Source organism: Microbacterium sp. TPD7012, assembly GCF_003075395.1.
Taxonomy (GTDB): domain Bacteria; phylum Actinomycetota; class Actinomycetes; order Actinomycetales; family Microbacteriaceae; genus Microbacterium.
In genome coordinates this window covers 1-19,600 of record NZ_QDFV01000010.1, presented here as the reverse complement: position 1 = coordinate 19,600, position 19,600 = coordinate 1, and the positions used below count along the sequence as shown (strand labels likewise).

Sequence of the window (19,600 nt, the reverse complement as noted above, 5' to 3'; positions counted from 1 at the left end):
CTCAGGAAGGCGTAAACTCGCCCGAGTCCCTGGCGTACCAGGCACTGATCGGAGAAGCATCTTGAGTACTGCACCCGCGCCCGCGAATCCGCGCTCGCGCGTCATCACGGCCAGCCTCGTCGGCACCACGATCGAGTTCTACGACTTCTACGCGTATGCGACGGCCGCCGTGCTCGTGTTCCCCGCCCTGTTCTTCCCGACGGGCAACGACACGACATCGCTGCTCTCGTCGTTCGCCGTGTTCGGCGCGGCGATGGTGGCGCGCCCGATCGGCGCGGTCGTCTTCGGCCACTTCGGCGACAAGTTCGGCCGCAAGGCGACACTCGTCGCCTCGCTGCTCACGATGGGCATCGCGACGTTCGTGATCGGCCTGCTGCCCACGTTCCAGCAGATCGGCTGGTGGGCGGCGCTCCTGCTGCTGCTCCTCCGTCTCGCGCAGGGCTTCGCGCTCGGCGGCGAGTGGTCCGGTGCCGCGCTGGTCGCGACCGAGAACGCCCCGAAGGGCAAGCGCGCCTGGTACGGCACCTTCCCGCAGCTGGGCGCGCCGCTCGGCTTCATCATCGCGAACTTCCTGTTCCTCGGGATCAACTGGCTGCTGCCCCACGCCGAGAACCCGGCGCTGAAGTCCGAGGCGTTCCTGTCGTGGGGATGGCGCATCCCGTTCCTGTTCTCCGCTGTCATGGTGATCATCGGCCTGTGGGTGCGTCTCAAGCTCGTCGAGTCCGACACCTTCAAGAAGGCCGAGACCAAGGGCGTGATCCGCAAGCTCCCGCTCGCCACGGTGTTCCGTCACCACTGGAAGCACCTGATCCTCGGCACGTTCATCATGCTCGCGACGTACGTGCTCTTCTACCTGATGACCAACTTCACGCTCGCCTACGGCACCAAGGCGGCCTCGCTCGAGACGGCATCCGCAGCCGCCCAGGCCGCTGCCGAGGCCGCAGGCAAGGACTTCGACGCGTCGGCGTTCGCCGCCCAGTTCTATCCCGGACTCGGCTTCGGCTACACCGACTTCGTGCTGATGCAGATCGTCGGCGTGGTCTTCTTCGGCATCTTCACCCTGCTGTCCGGGCCCTTCGCCGACCGGTACGGCCGCCGGAAGGTCCTGCTGGTGGTGACCGGGCTCATCATCGTGTTCGGCCTCACCTTCAACCTGTTCCTGCTGCCCACCGCCGACCCGCGACTGACCACGACGCTCGTGCAGGCGTTCCTCGTGATCGGCTTCCTGCTGATGGGCGCGACGTTCGGGCCCATGGGCGCTCTGCTTCCCGAGCTCTTCCCGACGAACGTGCGGTACACGGGGTCGGCGATCTCGTACAACGTGTCGTCGATCCTGGGTGCGGCCGTCGCTCCGCTCATCGCGGTGGCGCTGTGGGAGCTCGGCGACGGCGCTCCGTGGCTCGTCGGGCTGTACCTGTCGGTGATGGGCGTGCTGACCTTCGTGGCGCTGATCCTCTCGCCCGAGACGAAGGACCACGACTACGAGGAGGACCTCGGAGTGTCGTCAGGCGCCGCGCTCTGACCCAGCGGTCGTGCCGCCGGAGAGGAAGCTCTCGATCGCAGCGATCGTCTCGGCGTTGTCGCGATGCAGGATGCCGCGGATGCCGACGCCGGCGGCACCCACGAGCGACTCGGCGTGGTCGTCGATGAAGAACACGTCCTCCGGGGCGGCCCCGAGCCGACCGAGCGCGAGGAGGTAGGCCCGCGGATCGGGCTTGTTGACGCCCTGCTCGTGGCTGTAGCAGATCGGGTCGAAGACGGCGGCGAACCCGAAGCGGCCTTCCTCCTCCTCCCGCGCGCCGTCTGCCGAGTTCGACAGGATCGCCGTGCGGGCGCGACCGCGGAGCGACCGCGCGTACTCGACCAGCTCGGTGTTCGCCGTGCCGCAGTACGCGTCCCAGAAGTCCGTTCGTATCGCGGTCGCCTGGTCGGCGTCGAGGTCGAGCGCGGCCGCGAGACGCTGCCAGAACACGCCGGCCTGCCCGTCGGTGACATCGATGGGCGGCAGATCGGCGGCGGCGACCCGGGCGTCGAACTCGGCACGATCGAGGCTCGACCGGTCGCGCCAGCGACCCCACCACTGCTCCTGCCAGGTGTCGTCGTCGACGACCTCGAGCACGCCGCCGATGTCGAACAGGATCCACTTCTCGTCGGTCATCCGGACACCCTAGGACAGGTCGCCGAGAGTCAGTACTCGGCCACGATGGTGCGCGCCGCACCGTCCAGCACCATCGTGCCGCCGTGGGGCAGGATCCACTGCGGGCGGGTGTGCCCGAACGGAACGCCGACGCAGACGACGGCATCCCGGTTGTAGCGGGCGACCTGATCGAGCACGGCGTCCCGTTGCGCCGCGCGGAGCGAGGCCGCCTCCCCGGTCGACGGGTGGAACTCGAAGTCGCTCACCGGCGGGCGCGCGACGACCACCCCCGACACCGCGCCCAGGATGCCCCGTTCCCCGAGCCCCCGCACCCAGCGGGCGACCCACCCGGCGGACGGGCGCTCCTCGCTCGTCTCGAGCAGCAGGATCGCGCCGGTCAGCTCGTCGACCGCGGGCAGACGGTCGGCGAGCGCGAGTCCGTCGATCACCTCGAGGCAACCGCCCCAGGTGCGTCCCTCGACGCGCTTCGCCGGACCGGCCCACGCCCACTCCTCGGTCGGGGTTCGGTCGCCGAACTCGGTGAGCGCGCGCGGGTCGTCCCAGCGCCGCCCGACGTCCTCCGACTCCCCGGGCTCGGTGATGGCGAGGGAACCGCCGTCCAGGAGCAGCGCCCGCAGCGAGAGCAGGTGGATCTCGTCGACCCCAGGGCCGGGACCGAGATGCACGGCCGTCGAGCCGCCGTAGTATCCCCGGACGCCGAGACTCCAGAGCCAGTTGAGGATGTTCGTGTTGTCGCTGTATCCGACGAACGGCTTCGGATCGGCCACGGGGAGCGCCGGGTCGAGATGCGGGACCACGAGGATCTGGTCGTCGCCGCCGATCGTGGCGAGGATCGCGCGGATGCCGGGATCGGCGAAGGCCGCGTTCACATCCGCGGCGCGCGCCTCCGGCGATGCGTCCAGCACGCGAGTCGTCGGATACTCGACAGGGACCAGCCCGGTGAGCTCCTGCAGGCGGCGCATCGCCTGCTCATGCAGCGCGGGCGCGACGGCCGGAGCCGCGAAGGCGGGCGAGAGGACGGCGACGCGGTCGCCGGGGACGAGCTTCGGTGCGGACAGCATCCGTCCAGTCTGTCGCCGCACGCGGCCGAGGTCGCAGAATCACACGCATCCGGTGCGGAAATCGCTGACATATGGCGACGGGAGGTGCGGGAGCGCGGGAAGCGCGTCAATGAGTGTTGACAACCGATGGAGCGTCAACAATGATTGACGCAGGAGGCTCATCATGACCACACCGACAGCGATCGCCGAAGACGGAGGCGAGCCGCTGGCAGAGCTGCACCGGCTCGCCGGCATCCGCAAGGAGATCTCCCGCGCAGAGGAGGGCCAGGTGCGCCGCGCGCGGAACGCGGGCTACTCCTGGCAGGCGATCGCGAGCGCACTGGGCGTGAGCAAGCAGGCCGCACACCGGAAGTACGGGCGGCACTGACGCCTGGGCACACAGCCCATCCACAGAATCCGCGCACGCACGAAGTACGTTCTAAGTACCCTTCTCAGATCGAGGTCCCGCATGTCCCGCACGGCGACACCACGCCGCCGCGGACGCGGCGCGCAGCCCGAAGGCCCCCGCGCCACGTTCCGCCAGCTCCTCCCCTTCCTGTTCGAGCACAAGCGCACGCTGATCGTCGTCGCGGTGCTGAGCGTCGTCGGCGCCGCGACCTCGCTCGTGCAGCCGCTCCTCGTCGGGCAGGTCATCGAGGCGGTGCAGTCCGGCGGCACGCTCGGGATCCTGGTCTGGCTCCTCGTCGGCTTCGTGATCGTGTCGTCGATCATCTCCGGCTTCCAGCACTACCTGCTGCAGCGCACCGGCACCGCGGTCGTGTACTCCAGCCGGCGCAAGCTCATCGCGCGCATCCTGCACCTTCCGGTCTCCGAGTTCGACGCCCGGCGCACCGGCGACCTCGTCTCGCGCGTCGGCACCGACACGACTCTGCTCTACGCCGTGCTCACCCAGGGACTGGCGGATGCCGTGGGCAGCGCGGTGCTGTTCCTCGGCGCGCTCATCGCCATGCTGGTGATCGACCCGGTCCTGCTGCTGCTCATCGTCGTCGTGATCGGCATCTCGGTCGTGACCGTGGTGCTGCTCAGCGGACGCATCCGCACGGCCTCGACCGCGCAGCAGGAGAAGGTCGGAGAGCTCGCCTCCGGCGTGGAGCGGGCGATCGGATCGATCCGCACGGTCCGCGCATCGGGAGCGACGGAGCGCGAGACCGCCGCCGTGTCGGAGCTCGCGTCGGACGCCTACGGCATCGGCGTGCGCATCGCGAAGATCTCCTCGCTCGTCGTCCCCGTCTCGGGCATCGCCCTGCAGCTGTCGCTCCTGGTCGTCCTGGGCGTCGGCGGCTTCCGTGTCGCGGCCGGCGTGATCTCGATCGCCTCGCTGATCGCGTTCATCATGTTCCTGTTCCTGCTCGTCATGCCGCTCGCCACGACCTTCGGCGCGATCACCTCGGTGAACCAGGCGCTCGGAGCCCTCGGACGCATCCAGGAGGTCCTCGACCTGCCGACCGAGACCCAGGACGACGAGGAGATCGCGGCCTCCCTTCGACAGGCTCAGGGGCCCATGGAGGCTCAGGGACCCATGGAGGCTCAGGGACAGAGCATCGGCGGATCCGCACCGGCCATCGAGTTCCGCGACGTGCGCTTCCACTACCCCGAGAACGTCGTCGCCGCTCGCCAGGCCGCCGCGAAGGAGGCGCGGAGCCTGCTCGCCGACGCCCACTTCGAACAGGCGGATGCCGAGCCGGCCGCGACGCCGGACCACGAGGTCCTGCGGGGCGTGTCCTTCGTCGTGCCGCGCGGCGCGCGCGTGGCCCTCGTCGGACCGAGCGGGGCGGGCAAGAGCACGATCCTGTCGCTGGTCGAGCGCTTCTACGACCCGACCGGAGGGTCGATCCGGCTCCATGGCCACGACGCACGCACCTACCCGCGCGCTGAACTGCGCGCCCAGTTCGGGTACGTGGAGCAGGATGCTCCCACGCTCGCCGGATCGCTCGCCGAGAACCTGCGCCTCGCGGCCCCCGACGCCTCGGATGCCGACTGCGAGCGCGTGCTGCGCGCGGTCAATCTCGGCGACGTGCTCGAACGCAGTCCGCTCGGGCTCCAGGCCCCCGTGGGCGAGGACGGGGTGATGCTCTCCGGCGGCGAGCGCCAGCGGCTCGCGATCGCCCGTGCGCTGCTGACGAATGCGCCGATCCTGCTCCTGGACGAGTCGACGTCGTCGCTCGACGGCGTCAACGAACAGCGGATGCGAGAGGCCATCGACGCCGTCTCGACGGACCGCACGCTCGTGGTGATCGCCCACCGCCTGTCGACCGTGGTCGACAGCGACCTGATCGTCGTGCTCCAGGACGGCGCGGTCGTCGGGCAGGGCACCCACGCCGAGCTGGTGGAGTCCACCCCGCTGTACCGCGACCTCGCGCGTCACCAGCTGCTCGCCTGACCCTTCGACAAGCTCAGGGACCCAGAACCTCGAGCTCAGGGACCCAGAACCTCGAGCTCAGGGACCCGGAAACCGAACGGGTGATGACAGACGCGAAGGCGGGACACCGGAGACACACTCAGCCATGGGTTCGTCTCTGACGTCCCGCCTTCGCGGGTTCGACCGGCCGCGCGGGCCGGAAGGGGAGGTGCCGACTCCCCCGAGTCGGCACCGGTCTGGGGCTACGCCTTCGCGAGGCGGTAGCGGAGCGAGGCGAGCTCTGCGCGCAGAGCCGCCGGGACCTTGTCGCCGAAGGTGTCGTAGAACGCCTCGGTGAGGTCGGCCTCGGTCTTCCACGCCTCGGCATCGACGGAGAACAGCTCGTCGAGGTCGGCGGCGGGGATGTCGAGTCCGTCGAGGTTGAGGTCCTCGGGGCGCGGCAGGCGTCCGATCGGGCTGTCGACCGCGGGCACGTCTCCCGCGATGCGGCGGATGATCCAGTCGACGACGCGCGAGTTGTCGCCGAAGCCGGGCCACAGGAACCGGCCGTCGTCGCCGCGACGGAACCAGTTCACCTGGAAGATGCGCGGTGCGCGGTCGAAGCGCAGACCGCGACCGACCTTCAGCCAGTGGCCGAAGTAGTCCGCCATGTTGTAGCCGCAGAACGGCAGCATCGCGAACGGGTCGCGGCGGAGCTCGCCGACCTTGCCCTCGGCCGCCGCCGTCCTCTCGGACGAGATGTTCGACCCGAGGAAGACGCCGTGCGTCCAGTCGGTCGCCTCGACCACGAGCGGCACGTTGCTGGCACGTCGCCCGCCGAAGAGGATGACGTCGAGCGGAACGGCCTGCTCCCAGTCCTCGGAGATCTGCGGGCACTGCGCCGCAGACACGGTGAAGCGCGAGTTCGGGTGCGCCGCCGGCCGATCGGAGTCGGGCGTCCAGTCGTTGCCCTCCCAGTCGATCAGGTTCGCGGGCGCCTGCTCGGTCAGCCCCTCCCACCAGACGTCGCCGTCCGGGCGGAGCGCGACGTTCGTGAAGATCGTGTTGCCCCACAGCGTCTCGACCGCGGTGACGTTGGTCGACTCACCGGTGCCGGGAGCGACGCCGAAGAAGCCGGCCTCGGGGTTGATCGCCCACATGCGGCCGTCCTCGCCGGGACGGATCCAGGCGATGTCGTCGCCGAGAGTCTCGACCTTCCAGCCGGGGATGGTCGGACGCAGCATCGCGAGGTTCGTCTTGCCGCACGCCGAGGGGAACGCCGCGGCGACGTGGTACGCCTTGCCCTGCGGATCGATCACGCGGATGAGGAGCATGTGCTCGGCGAGCCAGCCCTCGTCGCGGGCGATCACCGAGGCGATGCGCAGCGCGAAGCACTTCTTCGCGAGGATCGCGTTGCCGCCGTAGCCGGAGCCGAACGAGTAGACCTCGAGCGTCTCGGGGAAGTGCACGATGTACTTCTCGTCGTTGCACGGCCATTCGACGTCCTGCTCGCCGGGCGCGAGCGGTGCGCCGACGGTGTGCACGGTCTTCACCCAGGGCGCGCCTTCGGCGATCCGGCTCGTCACGGCTTCGCCGACGCGGGTCATGATGCCGATCGAGGCGACCGCGTAGGCGCTGTCGGTGACCTGCACGCCGATGTGGGAGAGCGGTCCGCCGACCGGACCCATCGAGAACGGCACGACGTACATCGTGCGTCCGCGCATCGAGCCCTCGAAGATCTCGTCCATCTTCGCGTGCATCTCGGCGGGGGCTGCCCAGTTGTTCGTCGGGCCGGCATCCTCTTCGCGCTCCGAGGAGATGTACGTGCGTCCCTCGGTGCGGGCGACGTCGCTCGGGTGCGAGCGGGCGAGGTAGGAGCCGGGGCGCCACTCGGGGTTGAGCTTGATCAGCTTGCCCTCGGAGACGAGCCCGCGCAGGAGCCAGTCGTTCTCGGCTCGCGAGCCGTCGACCCAGTGCACGGAGTCGGGCTGGGTGAGCGCGCGGATCTCCTCGACCCAGGCGACCAGCTCGGCCATCGCGGGAGTGTCATACGTCGGTGCGGCACCGAACGTGCGCTCCGCGGCGACGGGTGACGTGCGAGGGGTGATGACTTCGGCCATGGCCATGACTGCTCCTTCGAAGTGTGGGGCGTTGCATCCATCTTCTTCCGACTCGGGAGGTATTTTCGGACGAAACAGACGATAAGAATTCAAATTCTTTCGCTAGACTCAAGGAATGGCGTCCTCCGGCATCCATCTCACGACCCTCGGTCACCGCATCCGTCACCACCGACTCGAGAACGGGTTCACGCTCGACGAGCTCGGCGCGCTCGTCGGCGTCGCAGGCTCCCAGCTGAGCCTCATCGAGAACGGCAAACGCGAACCGAAGCTGTCGCTGCTCCAGGCGATCGCGCAGGCGACCAGCACCCAGGTGACCGACCTCATCTCCGGTGAGCCGCCGAACCGCCGCGCGGCACTCGAGATCGAGCTCGAGCGCGCGCAGGAGAGCCCGGTGTTCCGCCAGCTCGGCGTCGCGCCGATCCGCGTCACCAAGGGCACCAGCGACGAGACGATCGAATCGATTCTCGGGCTGCATCGCGAGCTGCAGCGCCGCGAGCGCGAGGCCATCGCGACGCCCGAGGAGGCGCGCCGCGGCAACACCGAGCTGCGACTGCGGATGCGCGCGCAGAACAACTACCTCCCCGACATCGAGAAGCTGGCCGAGAAGCAGCTGAAGTCGGCAGGGCACGTGCAGGGTGCACTGACGCACCGCACCGTGAGCATCATGGCGGAGAAGCTCGGCTTCGAGCTGATCTACGTGAACGATCTCCCTCATTCCACCCGCTCCGTCACCGACCTCGAGAACGGGCGCATCTACCTTCCGCCGGCGTCGATCCCGGGCGGCCACGGACTGCGCTCGATGGCGCTGCAGGCCATGGCGCACCGGCTGCTCGGCCACACGCCGCCGACCGACTACGCGGACTTCCTGCAGCAGCGCCTCGAGATCAACTACTTCGCCGCGTGCTGCCTCATGCCCGAGACCGCGTCGGTCGCCTTCCTCCAGCAGGCCAAGAAGGACCGCAACCTCGCGGTCGAGGACTTCCGCGACGCGTTCGGCGTGACGCACGAGGCCGCGGGGATGCGCATGACGAACCTCGTCACGCAGCACCTCGGGATGCCGCTGCACTTCCTGCGCGTGGATGCGACCGGAGCGATCACGCGCGTCTACGAGAACGACGACCTGCCGCTGCCGATGGACGTCACAGGGGCGGTCGAGGGTCAGCGCGTCTGCCGGAAGTTCCAGGCGCGGGCGGCGTTCACGCAGCAGAACCGCACGACCGAGCACCACCAGTACACCGACACCCCGTCCGGCACGTTCTGGTGCTCGACGCAGACGGGTTCGTCGAGCGACGGGGAGTTCTCCATCACCGTCGGCGTCCCCTTCGACGATGCGCGCTGGTGGCGCGGCCGTGAGAGCGTCGACCGCGCCGTGTCGACCTGCCCGGACGAAGCCTGCTGCCGCCGTCCGTCCAACGACCTCGCGGAGCGCTGGAACGGGAAGGCCTGGCCGAGCGCGCGCGTGCACACGCACATGTTCTCGCCGCTCCCCCGTGGCGCTTTCCCCGGCGTGGACGACAACGAGGTGTACAACTTCCTCGGGCGGCACGCCAGCGAGTGACGCGCCTCAGCTCTCCGTGAAGCGCTCGAAGCGGGCGAGTGACGCCATCGCGGCGTCGGCGTCGGCCGGCGCCGCGAAGTACTCGGGTGGCACTCCCCTGCTCGCGGTCGCGTGCATCCAGCATCCGATGACGCGTCCGTCCTCGACGAGCGTCGCGCGCACCATGCCGTTCTTCCCCGGGCCGACGGTCGCGAGGTGCTCCGGCGCGCAGACGGTCGTGCGGTCGGCATAGGAGAGGTAGTACTCGTCGAAGGCGCCGAGGGCGAGGATGGATGCCGCCCCCGGGGCGCGCCGCGGACGCTCGATCGCGACGAAGAGGCCCTCGGCGACCTCGTCCACGCGTCCGGCAGCACGCACAGCCGCCTCGCGGGACTGGCCCAGCGTGAGCCCCGACCACCAGGCGAAGTCCGCGACCCCCGCCGGCCCGTGGCCCGTGATGTACCGCACGAACAGCTCGGCGAGCGGATCGTCGGGGCGCGCGTGATCGCGGATGTGGTCATCGACGAGCACGAACCGCTGCTCGCGCGTCATCCCCTCGCGGGCGACGACCGGCCCCTGGCAGATGAGTCCGTCGATCGTGAGCACGAAGAGCAGGTGGAGCCCGCGCTGACCGGTGGGGTCGATACCGACGCCCTCGAGGATCTCGAAGATCTCCGCACGCGTCCGACCGCCGTCGTGCAGCGCCGGGGTGAGGGCGCGCACGGCGAGGGCGACCATGTCGTCGTCGATCCCGAGGTCACGGTGCCGCCCCGCAGCCTGCTGCCGCTGCCGCGCCGCCGTCACCGAGAGCACCCAGCCGAGGTCGCGCGCCGGCAGCGTGTGCAGCGTCCCCCGCATCGGCCACGCGCGCACGATGTCGCCGGCGTCGAACGCCCGATCCACGTCGCTCATCCGCGGTTCGCCCCGCGTGCGCAGGGCAAGTGCCCAGCGCCCGGCGGTGAAATCCTGGCTCTGCACGGCGAGCATATGGTGCGCGGCATCCGCCACCGTCTTCGTCGGCGCGGTGAGCCGGTGCGATCGGAGACGCTCGGCCAGCAGGGTCGCGGTCTTCATGCCCCCATCATGCCGGGCACCGCCGACGTCGCGCACCTGCGAGCTCAGGAGTGGAGCGTGACCTCTCGACGCGCGGGGAGCACGACGGGATGCGATCCTGCCATGACCTCCAGGACGCGGATCACCTGGCACGAGTATCCGAACTCGTTGTCGTACCAGACGTAGAGGATCAGGGTGTTCTCGTCGGCGACCGTCGCCAGCCCGTCGACGATGCCGGCGCGGTGGGAGCCGACGAAGTCCGTCGACACGACCTCGGGCGACTCGACGTAGTCGATCTGCTGCCGCAGCTTCGAGTGCAGCGACACACGGCGCAGGTAGTCGTTGACCTGCTCCTTCGAGACCGGTCGCTCCGTGGTGAGGTGGAGCACCGCGAGCGAGACGTCGGGGGTGGGCACCCGGATCGAGCTGCCGGTGAGCCTCCCCTCCAGCTGCGGAAGGGCCTTGGCCACGGCCTTCGCCGCGCCGGTCTCGGTGATGACCATGTTCAGCACGGCCGAGCGACCCCGCCGGTCGCCCTTGTGGAAGTTGTCGATCAGGTTCTGGTCGTTCGTGAACGAGTGCACGGTCTCGACGTGACCTCGCACGACCCCGTAGGCCTCGTCGATGGCCGCCAGGACCGGCGTGATGGCGTTCGTCGTGCACGACGCGGCCGAGACGATGCGGTCGCCGACGTCGATCGTGTCGTCGTTGATGCCGTGCACGATGTTCTTGAGCGGCCCCTTGCCCGGTGCCGTGAGCAGGACGCGGGCGACGCCCTTCGCCTCGAGGTGCTGCGAGAGGCCGGCCTCGTCGCGCCAGCGCCCCGTGTTGTCGACGACGATCGCGTCCTGGATGCCGTAGGCGGTGTAGTCGACGGATGCCGGCGCATCGGAGTAGATGACCTGGATGCGCGTGCCGTTGGCGATGATCTGCTCGGCCTCCTCGTCGACCGTCACCGAGCCGGCGAAGCGCCCGTGCACCGAGTCGCGCAGCAGCAGGGACGCGCGCTTGATCAGATCGTTCTCGGATCCCCGCCGCACGACGATCGCGCGAAGGCGCAGGCCGTTGCCGCCGCCGGTGTGGGCGATGAGGATGCGGGCGAGCAGGCGTCCGATCCGCCCGAAGCCGTAGAGCACCACGTCGGTGGGCGCAGCGGCGACCGCGCCGACCGCCGGAGCGAGCACCTCGGCGACGTAGTCCTCGAGAGGCTGATCGCTCTCGGCATGCCCGGAGACCAGTCGTGCGACATCGAGGGACGAGGCGCCGGGGGCCAGCTGGTGGATGGCCTGCAGGACGGCGAGGCTGTCTTCGAGACGGAGCTGCTCATGCCCGAGCTGGGCGACGCGCTCGTGCACCTCGACGAGTCCCGTGGCGGAGAGCCCGAGCAGGCGGTGGCCGTGGAGCGACGTCACCACGTCGTGTTCGCGCTTGAGTGCGCCGATGAGCGGGATCATCCGCTCGGCCAGCTCTTCTCTCGCCGTCCAGTCGTCGTGGGGTGCGGCGGAATCGTTCATCTGCGTCCTTGCATGTGTGAGCGCGCCGAGATCGCCGGCGCGCGAGGTTGCCGGGTGAGATTCGGGGGATGCCACCAGCGTACGCGTGGTCGGCGGCGGTTTCGAATCCAGGAGTGTTGCCGGAGCATGCGATCCCATTATTCGTCTACAGTGGTGGAATAATGAGTGAGGCAATCTCCGGCGACGACGCCGATCTGATCATCCGCGGCGGGCGGATCCACACCTTCGACGAGTCGGACACGACCGTCCGCGCCCTCGCGGTCCGAGCGGGTCTGATCGTCGGCCTGGATGCCGAGGCGGAACGCCTCCGCGCGCGTTCGACGATCGAGCTCGACGGACGGACCGCGATCCCCGGCATCAACGACGCGCACCTGCACGCGGCATGGCTCGGAGCACGCTGGCCGCACCTGTTCTTCTCCGACACCCCGCCCGACCAACAGCCCTCCGGACGCCTGGTGTCGACCGAGGTCGAACGGCGATCGGCGCTGCGGGCGGCCTGGCGCCTGCTCGCAGAGCTCGGCGTCACGAGCTACACCGAGCCGGGCATCGGCCCCGGTGAGGACGACGGCGAAACCGGGTGCTTCGGCTCGGACATGCTCGCGACCTACGTCGCCCTGCACGGGGAAGGCGCGCAGACCTCGCGGGTGACGATGCTGCGGCTGTTCGGGACGATCGACGGCGAGAGCACGCTCGAGGACTTCGAGCGCGGCATCCGCACGCCGCTCCCGACGACCGATCCCCGGTGGCTCGCGATCACCGGCGTGAAGATCTTCGCCGACGGCATCCCTCCTCTCGCGACCGCGTGGGTCGACGAGCCGTACGCCGACGGCACGACCGGCGGCCTGCTCACGCGCGGCGGCCACGATCCCCTCTCCGCCTTCCACCGGATGCTGGAACTCGCAGCGTCGCTCGGACTGCAGATCGCGGTGCACGCCACGGGCGACCGTTCGATCATGGAGTTCGTGCGGGTGCTCGAGCGGTCCAACGGGCACCCGGCACCTCCCGGACCGCACTATGTGGTGCACGGCGACCTCGCGACCCTCGAGCAGATCGAGCGCATGCGGCGGCTGGGGGCGGGGTTCGCCGTGCAGCCGCTGATCGCCGCGCACACGCACAGCTGGGCCCGCGCTCAGCTCGGCGCGGAGCGGCTCGCCACCGCCTGGCCTCTCGCGGAGATGCTCGCCTCCGGCGTGCTGACCACCATCACGAGCGACGCCCCGATCGCCACGCCGGATTGGCGGCGAGGCCTCGACGCCTCGCTCGACCTGGTCGCCGCGGCGGGATCTCCGGACGACGCCGGCACGCGACGAGCGCTGCTGCGGACCATGACCGTGGACGCGGCGCGTCAGGACGGCGCTCCGACCTGGAAGGGCACCCTCGAGATCGGCAAGGTCGCGGACCTCGCGATCCTCGGCGAGGACCCGCTCGAGCCGGGTCGCGCGTTCTCCTCGCTCGACGTCGCGCGCACGATCGTCGACGGCCGCACGGTCTTCGCTCGGGAGTGAGCACGCTCGGACGGAGCACGTTCGGGACGGAAACGGCGGGCGGCATGTTCACGCATGCCGCCCGCCTCTGATCCCCCTCGGACCAGTCCCTGCCCCGGCGCCGCCTGAGCGGGCGCCGGGGCAGAGCTCATACCGCGGTGGCCAGCAGCACCCGCGGGCTGCCGGGGAGCGCGACCTTGTCATGCACCTTCCACCCGGCGTCATCCAGCCATCCGCGCACCTGCGCCTCGGGATACACGACGGTGCCGTCGATCACGAGGTACTCCCCCGCGTGCAGGGCATCGAGGCCGCGCTGATCCGCGTCGTCATCCAGGAAGAAGTCGAGCACCGTCAGAGTCGCGCCGTCGACCGCGGCCGCCCGCAGGTTGCGGAAGATCTGCGCGTTCTCCTCCGCGGTGAAGCGGTGGATCACGTGGTTCGCGTAGACCAGGTCGTATTCGCCCTGCGGCGTCGCCGTGGCGGTGTCGCCGACCTCGACCGCCGTCCGATCCGCGACACCTGCGGCCTCGACCGCGTCGGCGATGCCGTCTTCGAAGCCCGGAGCGTAGACGAACGTGGTGTGCAGCCCGGGATTCCCCGCCATCACCGAAAGGGCGAACTCGGCGGACAGCCCGCCGAAGTCGAGCGCTCGCGTGGCGCCGGTCAGGTCGAGGTGTCGGCCGAACTCCTGCGCGTGGAGACGGTTGTACGTCATGACACCGGCCATGAATGTCGCCCAGCGCGCGTCATCCATCTGCAGATCACCGGGCTCCGTGGTGTCGACCGTGTGCCCGAACTGCAGCCAGTGCGGATAGCTGATCTCGCCGAGGAAGGTGAGGAAGGGGGCGAGATCGACCTGCGCCTCGGCACCGGTGAGGTACGCCGCAGCGTCGTCGGCCACCGCGTACCGCGCATCGGTGCGCACGAGCAGTCCCTTCGCCGCCATCGCGTCGGCGAGGATGCGGGCGATGCGCTCGCTCACCCCGCAGCGCCCGGCGATCGCCTCGATGGTGTCGGCGCCGTCGGCGATCGCGGCGAAGAGCCCGATGCGGCTGGCTTCGAAGAGCTGCTGCGAGGCCATGTAGCCGGTCGCGATGTCGAGGATGCGTGCGGCATCGGGGGCGTGGGTGGTCGTCATGGTTCTGCCTTTCATGAGTGAGCCGCAGGAGTGCTGCGCCTGTCTGCGTCTGGGAGATGGAGAATCGGCGCTAGGCCGTCAGGAAGCTCTGTACGGCGGTGCGGAACTCGGCGGTGTGCAGAGCCGTGACATGGTCGCCGGGGACCCGCATCGCACGCGCGTCCGGCAGCAGCGCGGCGAGCGCGTCGATGCCGTCGGACATCGTGTCGTGCACGCCGCCGACCAGGAGCACCGGCATCTCCGGGCCTCGAGCCTCAGGCACGAACGGCTCTGCGGCCAGGCCCTCGATCAGATCGAGCAGCTGCGCCGACCGGGCGCCGGGCAAGGAGACCATGTGCACGATCATCGCCGTGAGCGGGTCCTGCGGGGCGGGTCCGCCGCCGATCGCCGCCCTCGCAGCCGCGAGGTCGAGATGACCGAACGGCTCCGCAGCACTGAGCCCGCCGAGCACGAGGCGGCGCACCCGCGCGGACGGACGCTGCGCCAGATCCCAGGCGAGACGTGCCCCGAGCGAGTAGCCGACGAGGTCGATCTCCTCATCGCCGACCGCGAGCGCCAGCGCGTCGATCACCGCCGATGTGGCCGCGGTCCCCGTCGCAGGGCTCCGGCCGTGTGCGGGGAGGTCGACGAGGACCCGAGGACGATCGGTGAAGACCGCCGCCCACTCGGCATCCGGCCAATCCTGCTTCCCGCGCGACGCGAGGCCGTGCAGGAAGACGACAGGCCGGCCGGAGCCGCGGTGGTAATCGGTGTGCAGGGAGATCGTCACGGCGCGCCGTCCTCTCGGATCGGGCGCGTCGCCGTCAGCGGAGTCGCGCCAGGAACTGGTCGATGTAGGTCTCGTAGTCGGCGATGCGCTCGCCGTCCGGGTACATGAGGTTGATGACGGTCGCTCCGACCGCGACCGAGATGTACTCGTTCGCCCTGGCGCCGAAGTCCTGGTCGCGGATCGTGCCCTCGTCGCGCGCGGCTTCCATCCGCTCGATGAGCGACGCCCGCCAGGCAGCGAGGTGGCTCCGGTACAGGTCCGCGAGCGACTCGTTCGCCATCGCGTACTCCCACAGGGCGAGCAGCACCCGGCCCGCGGCGATCTGTGCCTGATCGCGCGGGATCGTGGCCTCCAGGAACCCGCGCAGCGCGGCATCCGCCGTCGTCGGCTCCGCGCCTGCGGCCTGAACGCCCTCCGACATCTGCTGCAGGATCGTCTCGAAGGTCGCGGCGACGATGCTCTCCTTGCCGGGGAAGTAGTGCTTCAGCGCTCCGTTGGCGAAGCCCGCCTCGGCGGCGATGCTGCGCATCGTCGCCGCTTCGAAGCCACCCTTGAGGATGATGCTCTTCGCCACCTCGACGATGTCCCGTCGACGCTGGTCGTGATCGATGATCTTCGGCATGGAGTCCTTCCGGCCGGTCGTGGACGACGCGATGATCCGGCCTGGAGCTACCGTACCGCCGCATCGCGCACCTCCCGGAGAGCGAGCCATTCGGCACGTCGTCCGCGCTGGGCGACGGGGTCTGCGACCGGAGAGGCGAGGCGCAGCCGCTCGGAGTACGGATGCTGTGGCGACCGCGTGACCTGTTCCCCGTCGCCGATCTCCACGATCTCGCCGCGGTACATGACCGCGACCCGGTGGCAGACCCGGCGCACCACGCCGAGGTCATGCGACACGAAGAGGTACGCGACGCCGGTGTCTCGCTGCAGCTCGATGAACAGGTCGAGGATGGTCGCCTGCGTCGTGAGGTCGAGCGCGCTGACCGGCTCGTCGCACACGATGAGGCGAGGTCCGCGCACGAGCGCCCTCGCGATCGCGACGCGCTGACGCTGTCCGCCCGAGAACTCGCTCGGATACCGATCCATGGATGACTCGGGCAGCCGCACGCGATCGAGCATGTCGCGCACCCGGCTCTCGGCGGCCTTCGCGCCGATGCCCGTGGTGAGCAGGGGTTCGGCCAGGATGTCGCCGATCGTCATCGCGGGGTTCAGTGAGCCGTACGGGTCCTGGAACACGACCTGCACATCGTCGGCGAGCGCACGTCTGCCCCGACCGCCGAGGCGGCTGATCTCGTGACCGTCGAAGCGGATGGAGCCGCCGGTGACCGGCGCGAGTCCGAGGATCGCCTTGCCGAGAGTCGATTTGCCGGAGCCCGATTCCCCGACCAGCCCGAGGCACTCGCCCGGCGCGATGTCGAGGGAGATCCCGTGCAGTGCGCGGAATGCACGGCGTCCGTGGCCGTAGTCGACCACGAGGTCTTCCACTTCGAGCAGGGCGGTCATGCCGTCACCTCCGTGGTCTGCACGACCGGGCGCTCGGCACGGTCGAGATCGGCGCGGTCGAGTTCGGCGCGCCCGGCGACATCGTCGAGTGACGCCGAGATGAGGGCGCGCGTGTAGTCGGCGGCCGGCGTCGCGAAGAGTTCGTCGACCGGGCCCGCTTCGACGATCTCGCCGCCGCGCATCACGATGACGCGATCGCAGATGTCGGCCACGACGCCGAAATTGTGGGTCACGATGAGCAGCGCCATCCCGTATTCCGCCTGCAGCTCACGCAGGAGCTCGAGCACTTCCGCCTGCACGGTGACGTCGAGCGCGGTCGTCGGCTCGTCGGCCACGAGCAGCGAGGGCTTGCCCGCGATCGCGCCGGCGATCAGGACGCGCTGTGCCATGCCGCCGGAGATCTGGTGCGGGTAGCTGCGCAGGACGCGGATCGGATCTGTGATGCCGACGCGGACGAGCATGGCTCGAGCGCGCTCCTTCGCCTCGACCCGGCTCAGCCCGTGGGTCCGCCGGAGCGGCTCGATGAGCTGGTGGCCGATCGTGTAGGACGGGTCGAGGTTGCTCATCGGCTCCTGCGGCACGTAGCCGATCTCCCGCCCGAGCAGCGCGTGGCGCTGCTTCCCACTCGCGCGGCTGATGTCCTTGCCGCCCACCCAGATCGCATCGGCCGTCGCTCGCCCTGTCGATGGCAGCAGGTCGAGCACCGAGAACACGGTCTGCGACTTGCCCGACCCCGACTCCCCCACGATCCCGACGACCTCGCCGGGCGCGATGTCGAGGGTGACACCGTGCACGACCTCGGTCTCGCCGTTCGGCGTGACGTGCGCGACACGGAGGTTGTCGATGCGGAGCGCGGCGTGCGCGGCTTCGTGCTGGGCGCTGCCCGTGGCCGAGGTCGATGGCCCAGCGACGACGGCATCCGCCTTCCGACGCGACGCCCGTGGGGTGCGCACCTGCACCAGCTCGGCGAGGGTCGACCCCATGATCGCCAGGACGGCGATCGTGAGCCCGAGTGCAGCCGACGGCCAGAGCAGCATGAGCGGATAGGTGAGCATGAGGCGGAAGCCCTCGAGCATCATCGCGCCCCAGCTGGGGACGTTCGAGTCGCCGATACCGAGGAACTGGAGCCCGGCCTGCATGCCCATCGCGATGCCGGCCGTCAGCGCCGTCTGGATGATCACGGGCGGATACACCGCTCTGATCACGTGGCGGAAGATGATGCGCGCGTCCGACAGTCCGGAGACGCGGGCGGCGTCGATGTACGGCTCGCCCCGCACAGCGAGCGTCTGCGAGCGCGAGATCCGGAAGTAGCCGGGCACCATGAACACCCCGACCGTCGCCATGAGCAGCTCGAAGTTGTTGCGGCTGCCTGCGGCGACCACCAGCAGGATGATCATGCCGGGGATCGACTGCAGCGCATCGCTGATCCACGTCGCGACGCGGTCGAAGACGCCGCCGAAGTAGCCGGCCGCCACACCGGACGGCACGCCGAGCACGAGCGCCGTGACGACCGTGATGAGAGCCCCCCACAGCGTGGTGCGCGTGCCGTAGATGAGACGGGACAGGATGTCGCGGCCGGTGGAGTCCCCGCCGAGGAGGTGCTCCGGTCCCGGCGCGGCCTTCGCCGCGGCGAGATCGACGAGGTTCGGATCCATCGGCGCGAGAAGCGGGGCGAGGACGCCGACCAGCACGACCGCCGCGAAGATCGCCAACGGGATGAAGCCTCCGGGGTGCCGGAGGAAACGGCGGAACAGGCCGGACCGGCGCTTCTGGGCCGCCCTGTCGAAGGCGACGCGGATGTCTGTCGTGGTCATGCGACGCGCACCTTCGGGTTGATCCAGCCGAGCACGAGGTCGAGCAGGAGGTTGATGAGGACGACGAAGACGATCGAGATGACGGTGATGCCGAGCAGCATCGGGATGTCGCCGTTCTGCGAGGACTGGTTGGTGAGCTGCCCGAGACCCGGGAGGCTGAAGATCTGCTCGACCACGACCGCTCCGGAGAGCAGCCCGACGAACATCAGGGCGATCACCGTGAGGGCGGCCGGCGAAGCGTTGCGCAGGATGTGCAGGTTGACCCTGGCGGGCGACAGGCCACGACTGCGGAGGGTGCGGACCCAGTCCTGCCGGCTCTGCGCGATCACCGCATTGCGCAGCTGCTCGGCGACGGCGACGATGCCGCCGAGGGCGAGTGAGACGGCGGGGAGCGTGATCGACCGCAGCCACCCGTCGACGGACTGCGTCGGCGGCACGTAGCCGACCGCGGGGAACCACTTGAGCTGGACGGCGAGCCACATCACCAGCACGAGGCTCACCCAGAAGCCGGGGAGGGCGAAGAGCACGACAGAGATCCCCTTGATGCACCGGTCGAACCACGTGCCGGGTCGGAGACCGGTGATCATCCCGAACACGACGCCGATCACCGCGGTGATGAGAGTCGCGAGCGTCACCACCGACAGGGTCACCGGGACCTTGACGGCGAGCTGCTCGGAGATCGGCTGGAAGTTGCGCCAGGAGACGCCGAAGTCGAGCAGTGCCGCGTGCGAGAGCCAGTCCCAGAACTGCACGAGCAGGGGACGGTCGAGCCCGATCTTCTCGGCGAGGGCGGCCTGCTGCGCGGGGCTCGCCGTGGTGCCGAGGAGCGATGCCGTCGGGTCGCTGATCGCGAGGTGGGCGAGGAAGAAGGTGCCGATCGAGACCGCGACCAGCAGAACCAGACCGGACAGCACGCGCTTCGCCGTGAACAGAAGCATGGGAACCTCTCGGGTCGGAGGGGAAGGGGTGGGCCGGGGCGGACGCGAGCGCCGCCCCGGCCGGAGCATCAGCCCCGAGTGATGTAGCGCAGCGTCGGGAACATCATCCCGACGACCGGCTGCAGCTGGATGCCGCTCGCTGTGTAGTAGATGTTGTTCGCCTGATACCAGAC

General features: G+C 69.8%; 16 protein-coding genes. 5 read left to right on the top strand and 11 right to left on the bottom strand.

Annotated elements, in window-relative coordinates; all coding sequences use genetic code 11:
* Positions 1–61: 61 nt before the first annotated feature.
* A complete protein-coding gene (locus DC434_RS19010; RefSeq protein ID WP_116636890.1) occupies positions 62–1,522 on the top strand; it encodes an MFS transporter in 1,461 nt (486 codons plus the stop codon).
* Here DC434_RS19010 and DC434_RS19005 read toward each other — a convergent pair.
* Positions 1,505–2,158 carry an HAD-IA family hydrolase gene (locus DC434_RS19005; protein ID WP_243409017.1) on the bottom strand — a complete coding sequence of 218 codons (654 nt, stop codon included), beginning with the start codon at positions 2,156–2,158 and terminating at the stop codon, positions 1,505–1,507. The genes DC434_RS19010 and DC434_RS19005 overlap by 18 nt on opposite strands.
* A gap of 29 nt (positions 2,159–2,187) precedes the next feature.
* Positions 2,188–3,219, bottom strand: coding sequence for a S66 peptidase family protein (locus DC434_RS19000; protein ID WP_116636889.1), 1,032 nt, complete (start codon positions 3,217–3,219; stop codon positions 2,188–2,190).
* A gap of 163 nt (positions 3,220–3,382) precedes the next feature.
* Between DC434_RS19000 and DC434_RS18995 the strand changes: the two genes are divergently transcribed.
* Positions 3,383–3,586 carry an AsnC family protein gene (locus DC434_RS18995; RefSeq protein WP_116636888.1) on the top strand — a complete coding sequence of 68 codons (204 nt, stop codon included), beginning with the start codon at positions 3,383–3,385 and terminating at the stop codon, positions 3,584–3,586.
* Between the two features lie 81 nt (positions 3,587–3,667).
* Positions 3,668–5,599: an ABC transporter ATP-binding protein gene (locus DC434_RS18990; RefSeq protein ID WP_116636887.1), complete on the top strand. Its 1,932-nt coding sequence runs from the start codon at positions 3,668–3,670 to the stop codon at positions 5,597–5,599.
* Between the two features lie 221 nt (positions 5,600–5,820).
* Here DC434_RS18990 and DC434_RS18985 read toward each other — a convergent pair whose 3' ends face one another.
* Positions 5,821–7,683 carry a phosphoenolpyruvate carboxykinase (GTP) gene (locus tag DC434_RS18985; RefSeq protein WP_116636886.1) on the bottom strand — a complete coding sequence of 621 codons (1,863 nt, stop codon included), beginning with the start codon at positions 7,681–7,683 and terminating at the stop codon, positions 5,821–5,823.
* Between the two features lie 109 nt (positions 7,684–7,792).
* Between DC434_RS18985 and DC434_RS18980 the strand changes: the two genes are divergently transcribed.
* Positions 7,793–9,235: an XRE family transcriptional regulator gene (locus DC434_RS18980; protein WP_116636885.1), complete on the top strand. Its 1,443-nt coding sequence runs from the start codon at positions 7,793–7,795 to the stop codon at positions 9,233–9,235.
* 6 nt (positions 9,236–9,241) lie between these two features.
* Here the strand turns inward: DC434_RS18980 and DC434_RS18975 are convergent, their stop codons facing one another.
* Together DC434_RS18975 and DC434_RS18970 are read right to left on the bottom strand one after the other, a co-directional pair.
* Entirely contained in the window at positions 9,242–10,288 is a 1,047-nt protein-coding gene (locus DC434_RS18975) for a winged helix DNA-binding domain-containing protein (protein ID WP_116636884.1), read from the bottom strand.
* 44 nt (positions 10,289–10,332) lie between these two features.
* Positions 10,333–11,781: a glyceraldehyde-3-phosphate dehydrogenase gene (locus DC434_RS18970; protein ID WP_116636883.1), complete on the bottom strand. Its 1,449-nt coding sequence runs from the start codon at positions 11,779–11,781 to the stop codon at positions 10,333–10,335.
* Between the two features lie 161 nt (positions 11,782–11,942).
* Between DC434_RS18970 and DC434_RS18965 the strand changes: the two genes are divergently transcribed.
* Entirely contained in the window at positions 11,943–13,286 is a 1,344-nt protein-coding gene (locus tag DC434_RS18965; protein ID WP_116636882.1) for an amidohydrolase family protein, read from the top strand.
* Positions 13,287–13,413: 127 nt separating this feature from the next.
* On the opposite strand, the gene DC434_RS18960 is transcribed toward DC434_RS18965, so the two are convergent.
* From DC434_RS18960 to DC434_RS18935, 6 genes are all read right to left on the bottom strand, one after another.
* Positions 13,414–14,403, bottom strand: a complete 990-nt coding sequence (locus DC434_RS18960) for a methyltransferase dimerization domain-containing protein (RefSeq protein WP_116636881.1) — start codon at positions 14,401–14,403, stop codon at positions 13,414–13,416.
* Positions 14,404–14,473: 70 nt separating this feature from the next.
* Positions 14,474–15,172 (bottom strand): alpha/beta hydrolase, encoded by a 699-nt coding sequence (locus tag DC434_RS18955; RefSeq protein ID WP_116636880.1) that lies wholly within the window; start codon positions 15,170–15,172, stop codon positions 14,474–14,476.
* A gap of 34 nt (positions 15,173–15,206) precedes the next feature.
* Positions 15,207–15,794, bottom strand: coding sequence for a TetR/AcrR family transcriptional regulator (locus tag DC434_RS18950; protein WP_116636879.1), 588 nt, complete (start codon positions 15,792–15,794; stop codon positions 15,207–15,209).
* Between the two features lie 47 nt (positions 15,795–15,841).
* Positions 15,842–16,675 carry an ATP-binding cassette domain-containing protein gene (locus DC434_RS18945; protein ID WP_116636878.1) on the bottom strand — a complete coding sequence of 278 codons (834 nt, stop codon included), beginning with the start codon at positions 16,673–16,675 and terminating at the stop codon, positions 15,842–15,844.
* Entirely contained in the window at positions 16,672–18,489 is a 1,818-nt protein-coding gene (locus DC434_RS18940; RefSeq protein ID WP_116636877.1) for a dipeptide/oligopeptide/nickel ABC transporter permease/ATP-binding protein, read from the bottom strand. Before DC434_RS18940 ends, DC434_RS18945 begins: the two co-directional genes overlap by 4 nt.
* Positions 18,486–19,427 carry an ABC transporter permease gene (locus DC434_RS18935; RefSeq protein ID WP_116636876.1) on the bottom strand — a complete coding sequence of 314 codons (942 nt, stop codon included), beginning with the start codon at positions 19,425–19,427 and terminating at the stop codon, positions 18,486–18,488. The genes DC434_RS18940 and DC434_RS18935 overlap by 4 nt, the downstream gene beginning before the upstream one ends.
* Between the last annotated feature and the right edge of the window lie 173 nt (positions 19,428–19,600).